General features: G+C 66.9%; 17 protein-coding genes and 1 pseudogene. 2 read left to right on the top strand and 16 right to left on the bottom strand.

Annotated elements, in window-relative coordinates; genetic code table 11:
• Positions 1-730, top strand: a 730-nt coding sequence (locus tag ABDZ81_RS07085; RefSeq protein WP_343773214.1) for a DUF4097 family beta strand repeat-containing protein, incomplete at its 5' end; no start/stop codon positions are given.
• A gap of 21 nt (positions 731-751) precedes the next feature.
• Here the strand turns inward: ABDZ81_RS07085 and ABDZ81_RS07080 are convergent.
• From ABDZ81_RS07080 to ABDZ81_RS07055, 6 genes are all read right to left on the bottom strand, one after another.
• Positions 752-1,180 carry a hypothetical protein gene (locus ABDZ81_RS07080; RefSeq protein WP_343773213.1) on the bottom strand — a complete coding sequence of 143 codons (429 nt, stop codon included), beginning with the start codon at positions 1,178-1,180 and terminating at the stop codon, positions 752-754.
• 78 nt (positions 1,181-1,258) lie between these two features.
• Positions 1,259-1,816 (bottom strand): DUF7342 family protein, encoded by a 558-nt coding sequence (locus tag ABDZ81_RS07075; protein WP_343773211.1) that lies wholly within the window; start codon positions 1,814-1,816, stop codon positions 1,259-1,261.
• A gap of 58 nt (positions 1,817-1,874) precedes the next feature.
• Positions 1,875-2,930, bottom strand: coding sequence for a M48 family metalloprotease (locus tag ABDZ81_RS07070; RefSeq protein WP_343773210.1), 1,056 nt, complete (start codon positions 2,928-2,930; stop codon positions 1,875-1,877).
• A gap of 94 nt (positions 2,931-3,024) precedes the next feature.
• A complete protein-coding gene (gene uvrB / locus ABDZ81_RS07065) occupies positions 3,025-5,088 on the bottom strand; it encodes an excinuclease ABC subunit UvrB (RefSeq protein WP_343773209.1) in 2,064 nt (687 codons plus the stop codon).
• A 686-nt stretch (positions 5,089-5,774) separates the two neighbouring features.
• Entirely contained in the window at positions 5,775-6,872 is a 1,098-nt protein-coding gene (locus ABDZ81_RS07060; RefSeq protein WP_343773208.1) for a Gfo/Idh/MocA family protein, read from the bottom strand.
• A gap of 99 nt (positions 6,873-6,971) precedes the next feature.
• Entirely contained in the window at positions 6,972-7,703 is a 732-nt protein-coding gene (locus ABDZ81_RS07055) for a fumarylacetoacetate hydrolase family protein (RefSeq protein ID WP_343773207.1), read from the bottom strand.
• Positions 7,704-7,886: 183 nt separating this feature from the next.
• Between ABDZ81_RS07055 and ABDZ81_RS07050 the strand changes: the two are divergent.
• A pseudogene (locus tag ABDZ81_RS07050) lies at positions 7,887-8,738 on the top strand (zinc-dependent alcohol dehydrogenase); the annotation flags it as partial.
• Between the two features lie 263 nt (positions 8,739-9,001).
• Here ABDZ81_RS07050 and ABDZ81_RS07045 read toward each other — a convergent pair.
• From ABDZ81_RS07045 to ABDZ81_RS07000, 10 genes are all read right to left on the bottom strand, one after another.
• Positions 9,002-10,096 (bottom strand): mandelate racemase/muconate lactonizing enzyme family protein, encoded by a 1,095-nt coding sequence (locus ABDZ81_RS07045; RefSeq protein WP_343773206.1) that lies wholly within the window; start codon positions 10,094-10,096, stop codon positions 9,002-9,004.
• 93 nt (positions 10,097-10,189) lie between these two features.
• On the bottom strand, positions 10,190-12,403 hold the full coding sequence (locus ABDZ81_RS07040; protein WP_343773205.1) for an LUD domain-containing protein: 2,214 nt from the start codon (positions 12,401-12,403) through the stop codon (positions 10,190-10,192).
• A complete protein-coding gene (locus ABDZ81_RS07035) occupies positions 12,396-12,908 on the bottom strand; it encodes an LUD domain-containing protein (RefSeq protein WP_343773204.1) in 513 nt (170 codons plus the stop codon). Before ABDZ81_RS07035 ends, ABDZ81_RS07040 begins: the two co-directional genes overlap by 8 nt.
• Positions 12,909-13,025: 117 nt before the next feature.
• Positions 13,026-13,454, bottom strand: coding sequence for a universal stress protein (locus ABDZ81_RS07030; protein WP_343773203.1), 429 nt, complete (start codon positions 13,452-13,454; stop codon positions 13,026-13,028).
• 60 nt (positions 13,455-13,514) lie between these two features.
• Positions 13,515-14,540 (bottom strand): NAD(P)-dependent alcohol dehydrogenase, encoded by a 1,026-nt coding sequence (locus ABDZ81_RS07025; protein ID WP_343773202.1) that lies wholly within the window; start codon positions 14,538-14,540, stop codon positions 13,515-13,517.
• Between the two features lie 251 nt (positions 14,541-14,791).
• Entirely contained in the window at positions 14,792-15,928 is a 1,137-nt protein-coding gene (locus ABDZ81_RS07020) for a UxaA family hydrolase (RefSeq protein ID WP_343773201.1), read from the bottom strand.
• Positions 15,928-16,242, bottom strand: coding sequence for a UxaA family hydrolase (locus tag ABDZ81_RS07015; protein ID WP_343773200.1), 315 nt, complete (start codon positions 16,240-16,242; stop codon positions 15,928-15,930). The genes ABDZ81_RS07020 and ABDZ81_RS07015 overlap by 1 nt, the downstream gene beginning before the upstream one ends.
• Positions 16,239-17,426, bottom strand: coding sequence for a UxaA family hydrolase (locus tag ABDZ81_RS07010; RefSeq protein ID WP_343773199.1), 1,188 nt, complete (start codon positions 17,424-17,426; stop codon positions 16,239-16,241). Before ABDZ81_RS07010 ends, ABDZ81_RS07015 begins: the two co-directional genes overlap by 4 nt.
• Before the next feature lie 91 nt (positions 17,427-17,517).
• Positions 17,518-18,819 carry a TRAP transporter large permease gene (locus tag ABDZ81_RS07005; protein ID WP_343773198.1) on the bottom strand — a complete coding sequence of 434 codons (1,302 nt, stop codon included), beginning with the start codon at positions 18,817-18,819 and terminating at the stop codon, positions 17,518-17,520.
• Positions 18,812-19,378: a TRAP transporter small permease gene (locus ABDZ81_RS07000; RefSeq protein ID WP_343773197.1), complete on the bottom strand. Its 567-nt coding sequence runs from the start codon at positions 19,376-19,378 to the stop codon at positions 18,812-18,814. Before ABDZ81_RS07000 ends, ABDZ81_RS07005 begins: the two co-directional genes overlap by 8 nt.
• Positions 19,379-19,387: the final 9 nt, after the last annotated feature.

Genomic DNA, 19,387 nt, shown 5'->3' with positions numbered 1-19,387 from the left:
CCAACAGACCGAGGAGACGCACACGTTCGACGTCGCCGACCTCGACGAACTGACGCTCCGGAACGGCGTCGGCGACGTGAGCGTCGCCGCCGAAGACCGGTCCGACGTCCGGGTGCGCGCGGTCACGCGCGCCGCGAACGAGGATCACTTCGATTCGATCAGCCTGGTCGAACAGCGATCGGGCGGCACGCTCGCGCTCTCGGTCGACAACGAGATCGACAGCGTGCTGCTGGGCTCGCCGCCGTCGATGGACCTCGACGTCGCCGTCCCGTCCGACCTGCGCGTCGCCGACGTCAAGACGGACACCGGGGACGTCGAGATCGAAGGAACGAGCGGCGCGCTGAACCTCGAAACGGACACCGGCGACGGCGTCGTGCGGAGCGTCGAGGGCGCCGTCGACGCGACCACCGAGACCGGCGACCTGACGATCCGGAGCTCAACGAGCGTCTCCGGCGTCGAGACCGAAACGGGCGACGCCGAGATCGACGTGGCGGCGCTCGACGGCGACGCACGACTCGAAACCGAGACCGGCGACGTCGACGCGGCGCTCGCGGCGTCGCTCGACGCCCGCGTTGTCGTCCGGACCGAGACCGGCGACGTCACATCCGGCGGGCTGGACTTCTCGGACCTGGAGAGCGGCGAGCACAGACTGGAGGGGACGCTCGGTGAGGGCTCGAACGAGTTGACGATCGAGACGGAGACGGGCGACGTGACGCTCTCGGGGCTGTGATCGATTCAAACCGATTGCGGGCTACCGCCTCGACGGCTCCGGAACGGTCGGAACGTCATCATCCCACGAAAGCGAATCGAGGACGTCCACCAGCTGAGTAGTGCGACGATCGAACACGTTCAGCGGATGGACGTCGAGAAATTCCGCTGTCGTTCGCTGGACGGTCTCTCCGCGATAGTCAATCTGGAAGTGGCATTCGCCGAACTCGGGATGAGTCTGGTCTTGATGCCAACCGACCATGAGTTCGCGTTTGGCTTCGACCCACTGGATCCTGTAGTAACCGTGCTCCCGATCCGGCGGGAAGTCGAACGACACCTGCAGTTCGGCGTCGTCGACGGCGTACGATCGGCCGAGAAACGCCGGCGCGTCGATCGTCGCGCGGACGCCGACCTTGTTGCCCGCAGAGGTGTGATACCAGACGCGCTGGATCGGGGCGTCGTCTGCAGGCACTTGCGTCTGCAACCGTTTGTGGAGTCGGCTGAGCAGCGTGCGCCTGTCGAGATTCGCGCGATTCGCGAGAAATATCATCTACTGGGAGACCGACAGCGACGAGTTCGATGGATCGTCCGCACCGGGATGGAGCGACCGGGCGTCGTCGTACAGTTCGAGGGCGTGTTGCAGGAGCCGCTTGTTATCCTCGTATCGCTCCCACTGCCGGAGGATCTCGTTGCGGCGCCGAACCTCTTCGCCGGAGAGCCCCTCCTCGGCGAGCGTCGACTCCAGTTCGTCTCTCGACTCGACCTCGAACTCCGATTTCCACTCGTCGATCTCCGCCTGCACGTCCGCGATCTGCTCGCGAAGCTCGTCCCGCGCGTGATCGTTGATGAGCTCGGCGAGTTCGTCGAAGTACCGACGCTGGTAGTTGGGCGCGTACTTCGTGTTCCCGTCGTCCCCGTCGATCGCCTGCACCTGACCGAACTGGACGAGCATCTCCAGTTCGTCCTTTGCAGTCTGCCACGAGGATACCTGCGCCTCCTCGCGGACCCACTCGACGGATCGCGGACTGGTGAGCGTCGTCGCGATCTCCCGCACCCGCTCGCGGGCCGTGAGATCGTCGGTCCACGAATCGAGGCCTCGGTCGGTCATACGTCGGAGTACGCGGCGCGGTCCATTATATCTTTGGAGCGGCCACAGATATACGAGACTAGTACCGCTCCTCACCCGCGTCGGTCAGCCGACCGATTCGCTCGTCGGTCGGCGGGTGCGTCGCCGGAAAGATGTCGCGGCTGAGCAGGGCGTCGTCGTCGCGGTCGAACAGCTCTGTCTCCAGGGGTGCGACGTACAGCGCCTCGATGCCGCCGTCTTCCAGTCGGAGATCCGTGTCGGGGGCGGCCTGCATCTCCTCGTCGATCGCTTCGAGCGCGCTGGCCAGCGCGAACGGATCGGTGAGCGCCGCCGCGCCGCGGTCGGCGGCGTACTCCCGGTAGCGCGAGAGGATCCGGTGCATGAGGTAGCTCGCGGCCCAGAACAGCGCCGAGAGCAGCAGCGTCAGCAGCGACGTGACGAGGAAGACGGCGACGATGCCGAGGATCGCCGGGCCGGCGTCGTCGTCGACGTCGAAGTCGGCGTAAAGGAGCGTGCGGGGCGAGTGGATCAACAGGAAGTAGGCCGCCGCGGCGACGGCGTAGGTCAGCGACGGCAGCAGGTACGCGACGGTCATGAGAGCGCCGTCGCGGTTTTTGACGTGTGCGAGTTCGTGGGCGATCACGGCGTCGAGCTCGTCGCCGTCGAGCGTGTCCAGCAGGCCCTGCGTGACGACGACGGTCGAGGAACGCGGCGAGCGACCGACGGCGAAGGCGTTGGGAACGTCGTCCTCGGGGACGACCGCGACGTCGGGCGCCGGGAGGTCGGCGCGCTGGGCGAGGCGATCGACGCGTGCGTGCAGGTCGGGACGGTCTTCGCGGTCGACCCGCCGCGCGCCGCTGGAGCGCAGCGCGAACCGGTCGCCGAAGACGAACTGGGCGACCAGCCCGGCGACCAGCAGCCCGGTGAGCGCAAAATACGAGACCCCGAGGCCGTTCGCCCCCGGCGCCTGGATGCCGTCGGTGGGGACGCCGCTGACCCACGCGGCGTACAGCGTCGGCACGACCTCGAAGAACACCCAGTGCATCGCGAGGCCGAACGCGAACGGCAGCGCGACGATCAGCCCGAGCGCGATCGCCATGCGCAGCGTGAATCGCCTGTCGGCAGAGAGGGCCATGCAAAGCCGATTCGTCACCAATCAAATCAATTTTTCTATGATTCGGCGGTGGAGCGAACGAGAGACGAAGGGAGGTGACGCAGCGTTCGGGCGATCAGAACTCCGAATCCGGTTCGGGCGCGATACCCTCGTCGTCCGTGCCGCCCAGATCGAACTCCTCGCGCAGTTCGCGCATCCGGTCGCGGATGTCCGCCGCGAGCTCGAACTCCAGGTTGTTCGCGGCCTCCTGCATCTGTTTTTCGAGTTCCTCGACCCGGCGGGCGGCTTCCTCCTCGTCGCCGGGGCCCTCGCCGGCGACGCCGCTCGTGTCGGTTTCCGCGCCCGGCAGGTTCGTCTCGCCGATCTCCTTCTCGATCGTGGTCGCCTCGAACCCGTGTTCCTCGTTGTACTCCTGCTGGATCTTCCGGCGGCGCTGGGTCTCGTCGATCGCGGCCTCCATCGCGTCGGTCATCTCGTCGGCGTACAGCACGACCTCGCCGTTGACGTTTCGCGCGGCGCGCCCCATCGTCTGGACGAGCGTCGTCTCGGAGCGCAAGAATCCCTGCTGGTCGGCGTCGAGGATCGCCACGAGCGACACCTCGGGGATGTCCAGCCCCTCGCGCAGGAGGTTGATGCCGACGAGCACGTCGATCTCGCCCTTGCGGAGCGACCGGATCAGCTCGTGGCGCTCTAAGGTATCGGTCTCGTCGTGCATGTACGCGACGTCGACGCCCGACTCTTCGAGGTACTCGGTGAGGTCCTCGGCCATGCGCTTGGTGAGCGTCGTGACGAGCGTTCGCTCGTCGCGCTCGATGCGCTTGTCGATCCGGTCCATCAGGTCCTCGACCTGCCCGGTGGCGTCCGACACCTCGACTTTCGGGTCGACGAGGTGGGTGGGCCGAACGATCTGCTCGACGATCTGGGCGGAGTGCTCGCGCTCGTAGTCGCCGGGCGTCGCCGAGACGTACAGCGACTTCCCGGCTTTCTCCTCGAACTCCTCGAACGTCAGGGGGCGGTTGTCGTAGGCCGTCGGCAGTCGGAAGCCGTTCTCGACCAGCGAGTCCTTCCGGGACTTGTCGCCGGCGTACTGGCCCTTGATCTGGGGGATCGTCTGGTGGGACTCGTCGATCACGGTCAGGAAGTCGTCGGGGAAGTAGTCCATCAGGGTGTAGGGCGCCTCGCCCGATTCCCGATCCGCGAGGTACACCGAGTAGTTCTCGATCCCCGAACAGTAGCCCGCCTCGCGCATCATCTCTAAGTCGAACGTGGTGCGCTCCTCGATGCGCTGGGCGGCGAGCATGTCGCCCTTGCGCTCGAAGTACGCGATCCGATCCTCGAGGTCGGACTCGATCATCTCGATGGCGTCCTCGAGCGTGTCGTCCTCGACGGAGTAGTGCTCCGCGGGGTGGAGCAACACGGCGGGTTCCTCGCTTTTGACCTCGCCGTGCATCGGATCGACCTTCGTCATGCGATCGATCTCGTCGCCCCACAGCTCGACGCGGACGGCGTACCGGCCGTACATCGGGTAGATCTCGACGGTGTCGCCCCGGACGCGGAACGTGCCCTGCGTGAAGTCGACGTCGTTGCGCTCGTAGTTCAGGTCGACGAGGCGACTCAGGAGCTCGTCGCGATCGATCTGCTGCCCGTCCTCGAGGCGGAGGCTCATCGCCTCGTAGTTCGCCGGGTCGCCCAGCCCGTAGATCGCAGAGACGGAAGCGACGACGATCACGTCGTCCCGCGTCAGGAGCGATCGCGTCGCGGAGTGGCGCAGCTTGTCGATCTCGTCGTTGATCGAGGCGTCCTTGTCGATGTAGGTGTCGGTCTGCTCGACGTAGGCCTCGGGCTGGTAGTAGTCGTAGTAGGAGACGAAGTACTCGACCGCGTTGTCCGGGAACAGGTTCTTGAACTCCTCGTAGAGCTGGGCGGCCAGCGTCTTGTTGTGGGCGATGACCAGCGTGGGTTTCTGGATCTCCTCGATCACCCACGAGACGGTGTTGGTCTTGCCCGACCCGGTCACCCCCAAAAGCGTCTGTTCGTCGGCACCCTGTCGGTAGCCCTCCGCGAGCTGCTCGATGGCCTCGGGCTGATCGCCCGCGGGCTCGAAGGGCGCCTCGACTCGAAACGGGCGCTCCTGCTCCGGTCGGTCCGGCGACAGCGGCCCGGAATTGGCGTCTCTCATCTGGAACTGCGTTGGTGCTCGAAGCACTTTACGCGTCCGCTCGCTGCGCTGGCGGCAGCCGCGCGGGAACCCGAACTTGGCGCGATAGAAAGTACATCACACTTCATAGTTTGCGCATAAAACCATATATCTGTTATATATTCTAATCTTATATACTGCCGGAAATCGGACGGGCAAACGTCCAAATCTGGTTGCTCCAGACACCACCACAGAGCGCGGACGCGCCCGAGTGAAGAAACCGACGAGATCTCCCATTTATCACCTCCTGATCGCGGTGATCTGTTCGATAAAACCGGAGAAATAACCGTGACTAGGAGCTAAAATCTGCCGTAACTCACTTGACGACGATCCGCGGCAGATATATTTAAAATCCGCACCTATATCAAGAAATTATATATTATTTTTACTATCTTAAGATATATAATTAGATACTCAGTTCAAAATCGCCATTTTATGGCGAGAACAGCACTTTTGTATCCGAGCCAGTCGACAACCATCGGCGGACTCCTTTCACCCCCGCGGGCCGGCTGATGATCTCCGTTTGGACTGTCGATCTACACGACATCGAAAACATAATAAATCCGTTACTTCGATCATCTAATCAGATTTCTATTAATAAAGGAAATGCGTTTGATCTCCGATGCTACGCGCCGGGTGTCGCCGCGTTCCGGCCACATCTCGAAGCGTCACCAGGACGTGATCGTCACGTCGCGGAGCGGTCTGTCGAGCGGGATCGAGACGTCACCGCCCGTGTAGTGGGAGATGTAAAACCCGACGATGATCTCCAGCGATCGGAGCGCCTCCAGGCCCGGCGAGCGGTTCGTCGCTTCGCCGTCGAGCAGGGCGACGACGTGGGTCGCCGCGTTCTCGAAGGCCGATTCGTAGTCGTCGTCCCACGTCCACGCCCCCTCGATGCCGGGCAGCGGCTCCTCGACGTGCTCCCCGTCCTCGAGCGACCAGTAGCGCCACTCTCCGTCGTCGTTGTTCATGTACAGTTTGCCTTCACTCCCGACGAACGACAGGGTCATCGACGAGTCGTCCCGCGGGATGGTGCAGTCGATCGTGGCGAACGTCCCGTCGTCGAGCAGGACGTACCCCCCGCCTGCGGCGTCGTCGACGTCCCGGTCCGCCTCGAGCGAATCGACCGCCTCGTTTTCCCGCGAGATGTACCCGGAGACCTGATCCGCCCGGGCGTTCAGCAGATAGACGAGCATATCGAGCAGGTGGGTCGAGTTCCGGAGCAGTTCCATCCTGAACTGGCTCGACACCGAGTGGACCTCGCCGAGGAGGTCGTCCTCCTGTATCAGCGCGTGGAGGCGCTGCAGCTTGTCCGTGAACCGGAAGGAGTGGTTGACGAGAAGCTCCGCGTCGGCGTCGTCGCACGCCTCGATCATCTCCTCGGCGTCGGACACGCCGGAGGCGATCGGCTTCTCGCACCAGACGACGTCGGGAGCGGCCGCGGACCGCGCGGCGTCGACGACGTGGTCGCGGTGCAGGAACGACGGCGTGCACACCGACACCGCGTCCAGGTCCTCCTCGGCCAGCATCGCCTCGTGGCCCTCGTAGCGGCGCTCGGGCGGGATCTCCCACGCCTCGCCGAACCGACGGAGGTTCTCCTCGTCGATGTCGGCGACCGCGACGAGTTCGATACCCGGCGCGGCGTCGTACCCGCCCGCGTGGCTGGCGCGTATCTTCTCCTGTCCGATGGCGTCCTCGTCGTGCATTCCGAGGATTCCCATTCCGGCGATCCCGCCGGTGCCGATTATCCCTGCTCGATAGGTCATTGGTGGCGTGTCACTGTGTATCGCGAGCAATCATTAAACTTCTGTCCGGTTTCGCGTCACCCCCGGACGAAGCGGGGGAACGGATCGAGAGATTCGAGCCTACCGACGGGTGAACTCGTTTTCCAGGACGCCGACGCCCTCGATCTCGACCTCGACGACGTCGCCGTCGGAAAGCGGACCGACGCCGGCGGGCGTTCCGGTCGAAATCACGTCGCCCGGTTCCAGCGTCATGTACGCGGTGATCTCGGCGATCAGCTCTTCGACCGAGAAGATAAACTGGTCGCGACTGGAGCTCTGTCGTACCTCGCCGTTGACGCGCAGTTCGACGGCCGCGTCGTCAGGGACCTCGTCGGGCGTCGCCACGACCGGTCCGACCGGCGCGGCGTTGTCGAACGCCTTCCCGCGGACCCAGTTCTGCTCGACGCGCTGGTCGTCGCGGTTCGACACGTCGTTGAGACAGGTGAACCCGTCGACGACTGACATCGCCTCCTCCTCCGGAACGTTGCGGCACTGCTCGCCGATGACGACGCCGAGTTCGGCCTCGTACTCCACCGATTCTTTGCCCGGTGGAAGCGGGATCTCGTCGCCGTGACCGGACACCGTGTTCGGCGGTTTCAAAAAGAGCATCGGTCGATCGGGCAGCTCCATGCCCTCCTCTTCGGCGTGGTCGGCGTAGTTGAGACCGACGCACACGATCTTGCTCGGCTTGACCGGGGAGCGCACGTCGACCGTCTCGGGATCGTACGTCCGTCCACCGAACTCGATGCCGTCCTCGGTCCAGGTTCCAGTTCTGACGCTCCCGGCCGGGTCGCTGAATCGAACTCGTCGCATACGAGGAGGGTTTACGCCGACCATCATAAGGATTCTGGTGATTACGCCCCCCGCAGCCGGCGGCCGGCGGTCGACACGGCGCACCAGTATCTCCATGATTCCGCGTCCTGAACTGGTATTCGAGCTGCTGGTCGAAATCATGAGAGCGATAGTACAGACTGGTCCGAGGGCGGTGGAGGTACAGGAGCGCGAGCGACCGGAACCGTCGCCGCAGTCGGCGACGAGGTCGACGGGCTCTCGGTCGGCGACAAGGTGATCGAGGAACCGATCCACCGCTGCGGCGACTGTTTTCAGTGCAAGAACGGACAGTCGAACGTCTGCCAGAACTTCTCGATCACCGGCATGCACACCGACGGGGCGTACGCGGAGTTCACGACCGTCGACGAGACGTTCGTTCACGGGGTACCGGAATCGACGCCGCTGCGGGAGGCCGCCGTCGCCGAGCCGACGAGCATCGCGGCTCGCGCGGTGCTCGAACAGTCGTCGCTGACGCCGGGCGACCGCGTCCTCGTGGAGGGACCGGGACCGATCGGCGTTTTGGTCGCTACGATCGCCGACTCGATCGGCGCGAACGTCTTCGTCTCGGGGCTGGACAGGGACGCGAAGTACCGACTGCCGCTGGTCGACGACCGGGGGATCGAAACCGTCAACCTCGCCGTCGACGCCGCCGAAGACCGGATGACATCGTTCACGGACGGTCGCGGGTTCGACGTGGTCTTCGACACCACCGGTCACCACACCGGCGTCGAGGACGCCGTCGAACACGTCCGCAAGGGCGGCGAAGTAGTCGTCATCGGCCTTCCCGGCGACGGGAGCGAACTGCGCATGACACCGGTCGTCCGGGGCGAGATACGGATCGAAACGTCCTACGGGTCCCAGTGGCGGGACTTCGAGCAGGCGATCCGGCTCATCGACAACGGAACGATAGAGCCGGCGGCGATGCTCGACACGTCCTTCTACGCCGACGACCCGACGGCGGCGTTCGAGGCGTTCCTGGACTCCGAAACCTGCAAACCGGTGTTCTCGTTCGACTGACCGGCCGGGTGCGTCTCCGGGGCCCGATCGGAGCGCGTCCAACAAAAATAGACGCCATCGAGGGCCGGTGAAGGGCGGATTGACGGGTAGAACGCAGTATATTTTATTATTATTCATTAAGATCTCCGAGAGCCGCCGTGAATTTACAGACATAAGACTGTAATCACACGGCCGCCCAATCTACGACTGACGCTTTCGAATCGCGTCCACGATAGGTGGACAACGGTTCGCGGCCGCCGCCGAGCTCGCGCGAACGTCGAGGATCAGTTCACCCGGTACGCGTCCGCGCCCTCGAAGGCCATCCCGTGTCCCGGACGGTCGGGCGGGAGTATCTCCCCGTCCTCGACCGCGACGGGATCGGCGAGTAGTTCGTCCAACACGGTTGAGTGGTGTTCGATGTACGGGACGTTGTCGAAGGCACACGCGAGGTGGGCGTGGAGCGGCTCGATGTAGTGCGGCGACAGGGCGAGGCCAGTCGCCGCCGCCTGCTCGGCGACGTTCAGCCACGGCGAGATCCCGCCGACCCGGCAGACGTCGGGCTGCAGGTAATCGACGGCGTTCCGGTCGATCACCTGCCGGAACTGCGTCTCGTTGTAGAAGTTCTCGCCGGTGGCGATCGGGACGTCGATGCGCTCGCGCAGGTCGGCGTACGACGCGTAGTCGCCCTTGGGGAGCGGTTCCTCCAGCCAGGTTATCGCCGCGTCGTCGAGCCGCCCGGCCAGGTCACGCGCTTCCGGCACCGTGTACGAGCAGTTGGCGTCGAGCATCAGGTCCAGGTCGGCCGGAAGCGCGTCCCGGACGGCGCGCACGCGCGTGACGTCGCGATCGACCGACGATCCCACCTTCATCTTCATGCCCGCGAACCCGTCCTCGGCGATCCCCTTCGCGTTCTCGACGAGAGTGTCGGCGTCGTACTGGAGCCAGCCGCCGTCGGTCTCGTACATCGGGACGGGCCGTCGGGCCCCGCCGAGGAGCTCGCACAGCGGGAGTCCGGTGATCTTCCCGAGGAGGTCCCAGACGGCGATGTCGACGGCCGCGACGGCGAACTCGCTTATCCCTTCGCGTCCGACGAACGTCGTGTTCCCCCGCAAGTTCGACCGGACCGTGCGGGGAGCGACCGGCTGGCCCTCCAGCAGCGGGACGAGTTCGTCGTCGAGGAACCGCTTGGTCGCGGCGCCGCCGCGGCCGATCGTGTAGGTGAATCCGAGTCCGCGCCGGCCGCCCTCCGACTCCAGGGTGACCGAGACGATCTCCAGCGTGTCGAACGACTGCGTCGCGTCCTCGAGAACCTGGTCGTTCGGCACGCGATAGAGAGCGGTGTCGGCTGACCGTATCGTATCCGCGGATTTCCGGGTCATGGCACGTTCGGTTATCGCATCCTCGATATAAAGAAGTTACCCGAGGTGGACGATCCCCGACTGCCGGGACTACCTGCGGGCGGCGTCGAAAGACTACCGGCCCGCGGGATCGAGAAGCTCGACGGGATGGCGCGTCCCCGGCGACAGCAGCGAGTCGAGTTGCTCCATGCAGGAGGTGCCGCTGGCGACGACCGTCCGCTCGTCGGCGACCGCCTCGAACTGGTCGGCCAGCGTCGCGCCGACGTCCATGCTCAGGTCGTAGTACTCGCTCTTGTACCCGAAGCTTCCGGCCATCCCGCAGCACTCGACGTCGGAGGTGAGCACGTCGTACCCCAGCCGCTCCAGCACCGTCTCGGTGTACGATTCCAGGCCGAGCGTCCGCTGCTGGCAGTGGCTGTGGTACGCGACGCCGTCGCCGTCGCCGCCGGGCAAGGCGTCGGCGCTCGCGCCGTTCTCCAGCAGGCCGAACACGTACTCCAGGATCTCGTAGCTCCCCTGGTCGATCCGTTCGTGTTCCTCCGCGGGGAGCAGTTTCTCGTACTCCCGGCGGAACATCGCGAGGTCGCTGGGCTCGACGACGACCACGTCGTACCCGTCCTCGACGTACGGGAGAACCGACTCGGCGACGTCCTCGGCCTTCCGTTCGGCCGTCGCGATCATCCCCTGGGACAGCGGCGCCCGCCCCGAACCGCCGACGTCGGGGACGACGACCTCGCAGCCCAGCGCCTCCAGCACGCGGACCGCGGCCTTGCCGCGCTCGGTTTGCACGTAGTTCGTGTACACGTCTGGGTACAGCGCGACGCGGCGCTCGGGCGCCTCGACCGGGGACTCGCGACCCTCGGCCCAGTCGCGGAGGGTCGTGCGCTCGAACTCGGGCAGGTCGCGCCGGGCGTCGACGCCCAGCACCGACTCCATCGCCTTCCGGGCGAGGCCGGTCGAGGCCACGGCGTTCGAGAGCGGTGCAGTCGCGCTCCCGATCTTCGCCGCCGTCTCGAAGTTCCCGAAGAACCGTTTCCGGAGCGGCGTCCCGCTCTCCTCCTCGTCGGGCATCAGCCCGTCGACGAGCATGTCGTCGAAGCCGGGATCCTTCCCGCGGTTGATGCGGTCGCGGACGACCGTGTTGATCCAGGGGATGTCGATCTTCACCGGACACGCGTTCACGCAGCGGGAACAGCCGGTACAGAGGTCGTTGAACTCCTCCGCCACGTCGTTGCCCTCGATGCCGGCCTCCCAGCCGGTTGCGATGCCGCCCGTGTACGTCTCGCCGCCGAAGGCGTGGCCGCCGACCGACTGGAAGTTCGCACAGGAGTTCGCGCAGGCGCCACACCGGATGCAGTACAGCGTCTCGCGGAGATCGTCGTCCTCGCGCATCTCCCGCCGCCCGTTGTCGAGGAGCACCAGGTGGAACTCCCGGTCCGCGTCGCTGTTGCCGAAGCCCGGCTCGTCCTCGCTGTCGAAGTCGATCGCGGGCGTGTCGACCGGCGGCGTCAGCAGCGACAGGTACTGGGGGATCTCCTGGCCCGTCGCCGACCGCGAGATGAGCTCAGCGAACGGTTCCAGCTCGGCGACCGAGGGGATGATCTTCTCGATCCCGGCGACCGCGACGTGCGTGTCGGGGATCGACGCGCACTTGCGGGCGTTCCCCTCGTTCGTCACCAGCGCTATCGATCCGCTGTCGGCCATGACGAAGTTCGCGCCCGTGACGCCGACCTCCGCGTCGTCGATGCGCCCGCCGAGGTACTCCCGGGCGAACGCCGTCAGCTTCTCCGCGGAGTCGAGCGACTCATCCGGGTCGAACTCCCGCTCGAACAGCTCCGTGATCTCCTCGCGGGACTTGTGGAGCGACGGGCCGACGATGTGCGACGGCGCCTCCTCGGCAATCTGGACGACGAACTCGCCGAGGTCGGTCTCCCAGACGTCGAGGCCGTCGGCCTCGAGCGCCTCGTTCAGGTCGATCTCCTCGGTCGTCATCGACTTCGATTTCACGACGCTGTCGGCGTCGGCGTCGTCCGCGACCTCCGAGATGTACCGGTTGGCGTCGGCCGCGTCGTCGGCGACGTACACCGTGCCGCCGTTCGCCTCGACGGCTTCCCTGGTCCGGTCGACGAGCTCGGGGAGGCGCTCGATCGCGTCCTCCTTTATTTCCCGCGCCCGGGACCGGTTGTCCTCGTGTTCGGCCTCGCCGACGGCCTCCACCGCGTCGTACCGTTCGGCGTTGAACAGGCGCGTGTTCTCCTTGATCTCGTCGCCCTCCGATTCGAGTAGCGTGCGGATGCGGTCGGCATCCAGTTGTTCTGATTCACTCATTGTCCCTGACGATGACGATGTGGACCTGCTCGGGCCCGTGGACGCCCTGCACGAGCGCGCCCATGTCGCCGGTCGAGCTCGGCCCCGTCGCGAGGATGAACGACTGCCGGTCGGCTTCGAACTCTCCCCGGATCCAGCCGAAGGCGTCCGCGAGGTCCGACCGAAGGTCGCTCGCTTTGATGACTACCACGTGTCGTTCGGGGTACAGCGCGACGAACTCGTCGCCCTCTTCCCGGGACTCGACGGCGACCGTCCCGAGCGAGGCGATCCCCATGCGCGACCCCGTCACGCCCGTCACCGCGTCCCTGAGCTGTGCGGGCGACGGGCCGAGGGTAACCGGCGTCTCGGCGAGCGAGAGATCGTCGAACGGCAGTTCGGCCCCGATCGCGGGGGGATCGGCCAGGTCGGCGATCGTCGCTTCCAGTTCGTCGGGCGAGACGACGGTCGACGCTGCGTCGAGGCGCGACAGCGACTGTTGGAACTGCTCTACCGAGCCTGAACTCATAGGTCCTCCTTCGTGCGTATCGGGATAAGCGTTGCAATGTTCGTCTCGACACTTGCTGGGGAGCGGCCCCCCGGACCGGCTTGTCGCGGCTGTAGCGTCATGGTCGACTCGGATCAGCTACTCCGTCTCCGTGAGGGTCACGACGGGGCGTTCCGTGTTCAGGAGGATCGACTGGGTGACGCTGCCGAACAGCGCCTTCCCGGTCGGAGAGCGGGATCGACCCCCGACGACGACGTACCTGGCGTCGACCTCGTCCGCGTACTCGAGGACTTTCTTGCTCGGGTTCCCGACGCGGCCGACGATCTCGTAGTCGGCATCGACGATCTCGTCGACGCCGTCCGTCGCTGCCGCCGCGGCGTTTTCCTCGACGGATCCCGAGTCCGTCTCGCGCGCGTTGGACTGCTTTTCGACCAGCCGCGTGTACTCGGTCTCCTCGATGACGTGAACGAGGTGGAGTTCGTCTTCGAACGCCCGCGCGAGTTCGTTCGCCTGTGCGACGACCTCCATCGACTGCTCGGAGCCGCTGATCGCTGCGACGATTACCATGCCGAAATACGGTGTCCGTTTGAATATAAATCTTCGGCCGCGTCCCCGTCGAGTTCCCAGTCAGCCCATCGAGATCATGCCCTTGACCACGTCGGGCTCCGCGGCCCGCCCGAACGCGTCGCCGATCCGATCGAGCGACAGTTCGAAGTCGACGATCCCGGCCGCGTCCACGTCGCCGCTCGCGATCAGGGAGATCGCCGTCGGGTACGTGTTGGCGAACCTGTAGCTCCCCCGCACGTCAACCTGTCGCCGGACCAGCTCGAACGTGTCTACGGGCACCTCGGCGTCGGGCGCGAGGCCGACCAGAACCGCGGTGCCGTCCGGCCCGGGCGCGTCGAGCACCGCCTCGATCGCGGGCGGCGCCCCGGTGGCCTCGATCGCGGCGTCGACGCCCGCGCCGAACTCGTCGCGGACCGCCGCCGCGACGTCCGTCTCGCGGCTGTCGATCGCGAGGTCCGCACCGCGGTTGAGGGCTCGATCGAGCTTCGAGTCGACGACGTCGACGACGGCCACGTCCGCGGCGCCGGCCGCCCGCGCCACGTCGGCGGCGAGGAGGCCGATGGGACCCGCACCCATCACGAGCACCGAGTCCCCCATCCCCACGCCGGCGCGCCGAACGGCGTGGACGCCGACGCTTATCGGCTCGCAGAGCGCCCCCTCTCGAGCGGAGACGGACGCGGGGAGACCGTACACGTACTCCGCGGGCCAGGCGACGTACTCCCGGAACGCGCCGTCGGTGCCGGGCGTCGCCATGAACTCGACCGCCGGGCAGAGGTTATACGCGCCCCGTCGGCAGTGCTCGCACTCGCCGCAGGGGACGCCGGGCTCGATCGTCACCGCGTCGCCGACGGCGTGGTCGTCGACGGCCGCGCCCACCTCGACGACCGTCCCGGCGCTCTCGTGGCCGAGCACCAGCGGTTCCTCGACGGCACGATCGCCCATCCGGCCGTGCTCGTACCAGTGGACGTCGGAGCCGCAGATGCCGACATCGCTCACCTCGACGAGCACCTCGGACGGTCCCGGCGTCGGGCGCTCCCTGGTTTCCGGCTCGAACGTTCCCGCCTCGACGAGCGGCGCCGCCCTCACGCCGGCACCTCCGTGGACCCCCGGGCGCCGTCGTCGGATCGTTCCTCCACGTCGGCGTCTGACGCTCCTGGCGTCTGCTGCCGACCCACTACCGGACCGTGTTCGAACAGTGCCATCTCGTGTTCTACGAGACGTGTTGCTGTATTATTCTTTTCCCCGCCTCGAATCAGCCGGTCGTCGCCGTTCGGCCCGCGGATCGTCGACCGAGGCGATCGCGGACGACGAGCCGTTTCGTCGAGCCGCCCGTCGCCCTACAGCGACGGGCCGACGCGACTGATCGCGAACGACGTCAGCCCGTGGTCCTCGCTCGCCGTTCGTTCCCCGCCCGCGACGCGAACCAGCTCGTCGAGCACCGCGTCGGCGTCGGCCGCGCGGGCGTCGAGGTCGATATCGTCCGCGAGCGCCTCCGCCGTCGCTCCGTCGCCGGTCACCTTGAGTACCGGGACGACCGGATGTCCCGTCGGCACCCCGTCCGCGGTGACGTGGACGACGACCGACGCTCCGGCCGCCGCGAGCGCGGTCGCGGCCTCCTCGAAGCGGGAGGGAGCGTCGACCAGCGTCAGCCCGGCGTCGGTCGACGCCCGGCCGCCGTACGGAACGAGCTCGTCGACGCTCGCGTTCCCCCACGCCTCGACGATCTCGTCGAACGGCGCGTCGGCGGCGCGGCGGGCGACGCGACGCGCGTTCCCGGGACGGCCGGCGTCGCGTTCGCCGATCTCCTGAATCGACTCGGCGACGGTCGCCGTCGCGGCGCGGTCGGCGGCCGCGTCCCGGTGGGCCGCGAGGCGGTCCGTCCCGGCGACGACGACGCGCGCGCCGGCGTCGATCAGCGCGTCGACGGTATCGCCCACTAGCGGATCCGCGACCGTCCGCGTCGACCCCTCGAGATCCGAGCTCACGACGCCGACGGTGAGATCTGCCAGCGTCGCGTCGGCCCGATCCGCGTCGGCCGCGGCCGCCGCCAGGTCGGCGGTCGCCGCGGCGCCCTCCTCGACGCAGGCCTCGGTGCCGCCCGCGTCCTGGATCGCCGTCTCGCGGACCGTCACGCCGCTCTCGGCGACCCGGTCGGCGAACGGCCCGCTCTGGAGGTGTTCGCAGCCCAGCCCCACGACGGTCGCGCCCGCGACGTTCGGATTGCGGGCGAGGTTCAGGAGCGTCCGTTCGGTCTGGTCGTGGTCGTCGCCGATCTGCCCGCAGCCGTGGTCGTGCGGGGCGCAGACGGCGCCGTCCTCGCGCTCGGCGATGCGTTCGGCGACGATGTGTGAGCAGATCACCGACGGGACGACCAGCACGCGGTTCCGCACGCCCGCCCGCCCGTCGTCCCGCCGATACGCCTCGAAGGACGTCGTCGACTCGCGGGTCGAAGCGGCACCGGTCGGCGCCGACATCAGGCCACCTCTCCGTCGCTCGCGGCGCGGTCGCCCCGGCCGCGCCTGCTCTCGCAGTTGTGCGTGTGTACCCACTCGCCGGGGGCGATCGGCTCGACGGCTTCCCCGATCGTCTCGCCGTACTTCACGACGGCGTCACCGGGCTCCATCGCCACCAGCGCGATCTTGTGGCCGAACGGGACCGCCTCGGCGAGTTCGACCGTCTCGCCGTCGCGCGGGATTTTCGTGCCGGCCTCCAGGTCGTCGATGGCCGTGACGACGTTGTCCCGTGCCGCCATGTGCAGCCCGGCGTCGCCGAGGACCGTCCCTTTCATGCGTCACCCCGCAGCTCCGCGAGCTCGTTCGGCTGGAGCTCGTTGACGGCGAACTCCTCGAGGCGGCGGCGCTCCGCGGCGGTCCGCTCGCCGCCGGCGACGGCCAGCAGCGTCTCGTAGATCCGCTCGCCGACGGCGTCGATCGGCTCGCCGTCGATCACGTCGCTCGCGTCGACGTCGACGTTCGCGGCGAGTCGGTCCGCCGTCTTCGGGTTCCCCGTCACCTTGATCACGGGCGCCAGCGGGTTCCCGGTCGTCGACCCCCGCCCGGTGGTGAAGGCGACGACCTGCGCGCCGCCGGCGACCTTGCCGACGACGCTCTCGATGTCGTACCCCGGCGTGTCCATCAGCACCAGCCCGCCGCCGACCGGGAGCCGCTCGGCGTAGTCGACGATGCCCTGAACTGGGGTCGTCCCGCCCTTCGAGATGGCGCCGAGGCTCTTCTCCTCGATGGTCGTCAGGCCGCCCTCCTGATTACCGGGGCTAGGCTGTGCGCCCCGCAGATCGACGCCCATCAACTCGGCCGTCGACTCCCGGCGCTCGACGCGATCGAGGAGCCGCTCTCTGACGTCCTCGTCCGCGCACCGCTCGGCCAGGACGTGCTCGGCGCCGATGAACTCCGGCGTCTCGGAGAACGTCGCCGTGCCGCCGTCTCGCACCAGGCGGTCGCAGGCCGCCCCGACGGCCGGGTTGGCGGCGATCCCGCTCGTCGCGTCGGAGCCGCCGCACTCGACGGCGAAGACGAGTTCGCTCGCGCCGCGCTCCTCTCGGCGCGCGCCGGAGATCCCCTCGCGAAGGGAGCGGGCCAGTTCCGTTCCCTCCTCGACTGCGGCCGCCGTCCCGCCCGCCTCGCGGATCGAGAGCGTCTCGGCGTCGCGGCCGGTCGCCGCCACCGCGTCGGCGATATCGTCGGCGTCGATCGCCTCCGTGCCGAGGTCGACGACGAGCGTCCCGCCGACGTTGGGGTTGCTGCCGACGCCCGTCAGCGTTCGCTCGATCTGGTCGCGAGTCGCCGCCGGCGGATCGGTCCCCATCTGATGCGGCGTCGCTCGGACGGTCTCGGCCGACCGATCGGCGATCTCCGCCGCGACCGGCGACGCCGTGACCGACGTCGGTATCACTGCCACGTAGTTTCGTACACCGGCGGGGCCGTCGTCCCGCGGGTAGCCCTCGAACGTTCTCACGGGTGGTACTCACTGGCAACCAGAAAAAATGTTTCCGTTGGTTCAGCCGCCTCCGATGGGAAGAGAAGAGCCGGGGCGCCTCAGCCGCCCGTCAGCCCATCAGTTCGGTCACCGGGTACGTGACGACCTCCGGGACGAAGATGGTGATCAGCAACACCAGGAGAATCGGCACGTAGTAGGGTAGTACCGCTTTCATCACTTCCTCCAGCGTCGCGTCGGTCACCTTCTCCAGGACGAAGAGGATGACGCCGAACGGCGGCGTCAGCAGGCCGAGCATCAGCGTCAGGATCATCACGATGCCGAAGTGGAGCGGGTCGATGCCGGTGATCTCCAGGATCGGCATGAAGATCGGGACGAGGATGGTGATCGCGGCGATGGTCTCCATGAACGTCCCGACGACGAGCAGGAGCCCGACCAGCAGCAGGATCACGACCGTGGGGTTGCCCGAGAAGTTCGTGATCGACTCGGCCATCAGGATCGGCAGCTGCAGCTGTAGCGCGACGAGGCCGTACAGCGACGCCACGCCGACGATGAACGTCAGCGAGAACGTCTCGACCATCCCGTACTGGAGCTCCTCGAACAGCCCCCGCAGGGAGAGTTCGTCGTAGACGAACATTCCGAGGAGGATGGTGTAGACGACCGCGATGGCCCCCGCTTCGGTGGCGGTGAATAGGCCGGAGAGAATGCCGCCGATGATGAGTATCGGGGCGAACAGCGGGAACACCGCCTCCTTTAAACTCTTCCAGCAGTCCGACAGGTCGAAGGTGTTGTCGGATTCGTACCCCCGCAGGTGCACGATCAGGAAGACGAGCGCCATCAGGAAGATGCCGATGAGGATCCCGGGGATGACCCCGCCGAGGAACAGCTCGCCGATCGACTCCTCGGCCAGCACGGCGTAGATGATGATCGGCACGCTCGGTGGGATGATCGGGCCGATAATCGCGGACGACCCGGTGACGCCGAGCGAGATGTCCTTCTCGTACCCCTGGTCGCGCATCGCGGTGTACTCGACGCGACCGAGTCCCGCGGCGTCGGCGACCGCGAGGCCGGACATCCCCGAGAAGATCATGCTCGCGACGATGTTGACGTGGGCGATCCCCCCGCGGAACTGCCCGACGAGCGAGTTCGCCAGCGAGAAGATGCGCTGCGTCATCCCGATGCGGTTCATCAGCCGCCCCAGCAGCAGGTAGAACGGGATGGCGAGCAGCGTGAAGCTGTTGAGCCCGTAGAGCAACTGTTGAGCGATCAGCCCGGGGTTGAGTCCGCGCCCGAACGGAGACAGCATCACGATGACGCAGGTGGCGCCCATGGCGATCCCGACGGAGACGCCGAGCGCGTACAGGACCAGGAGCGTCCCGAGGAACAGGGTGCCGATAATGAGCAGCTCACTCATCGGCCATCCCCTCCTCGAGTTGGCTGCCGCTGGTTTCGCCGCCCGTCCACGCCAGGATCTCCCGCACGAGCGCCACGAGGTCGATCGCGGTGTAGAGCAGCATCAGCGCGAGGCCGATGCCGATCCCGAGGTACAGGTGACCGGACGTGACGAACCCGATCCCGCCGATCGACGTCGCCCAGTCGTCGATGGTCGTGACGACCGTCCCTTCGAGGGCGACGAGCAGGAAGCCGGCGGTGACCAGTTTTCCGATCATTTTCACCAGGTAACCGAGCCACGGCTTCCAGTTCGCGAGCCGTTCGAGCAGGAACTGGATCGCGATCATCTCGTTGTTCCGAACGGCGACGGCGGCGCCCAGATACGTCGCGACGACGAGCACGAACCGCGCCGCCGGCTGGGTCCAGTGAAGGAAGCCGAACGTTGGAAGGTTCAACAGCCGAATGAACACCTGAAGCGTGGTCAGGACGATCGTCGCCGTAAACAGCGCCGTCGCGCCGTAGAGGATGACCCTGTCGAGGGGGTGATCCCGCTTCAGGTCGAGTGATTGGTCGATTTCCATTGTAAGTGA

Origin of the sequence: Natronoarchaeum mannanilyticum, from assembly GCF_039522665.1 — an archaeon.
Lineage (GTDB): Archaea > Halobacteriota > Halobacteria > Halobacteriales > Natronoarchaeaceae > Natronoarchaeum > Natronoarchaeum mannanilyticum.
This window is presented reverse-complemented; position numbering and strand designations above follow the sequence as displayed.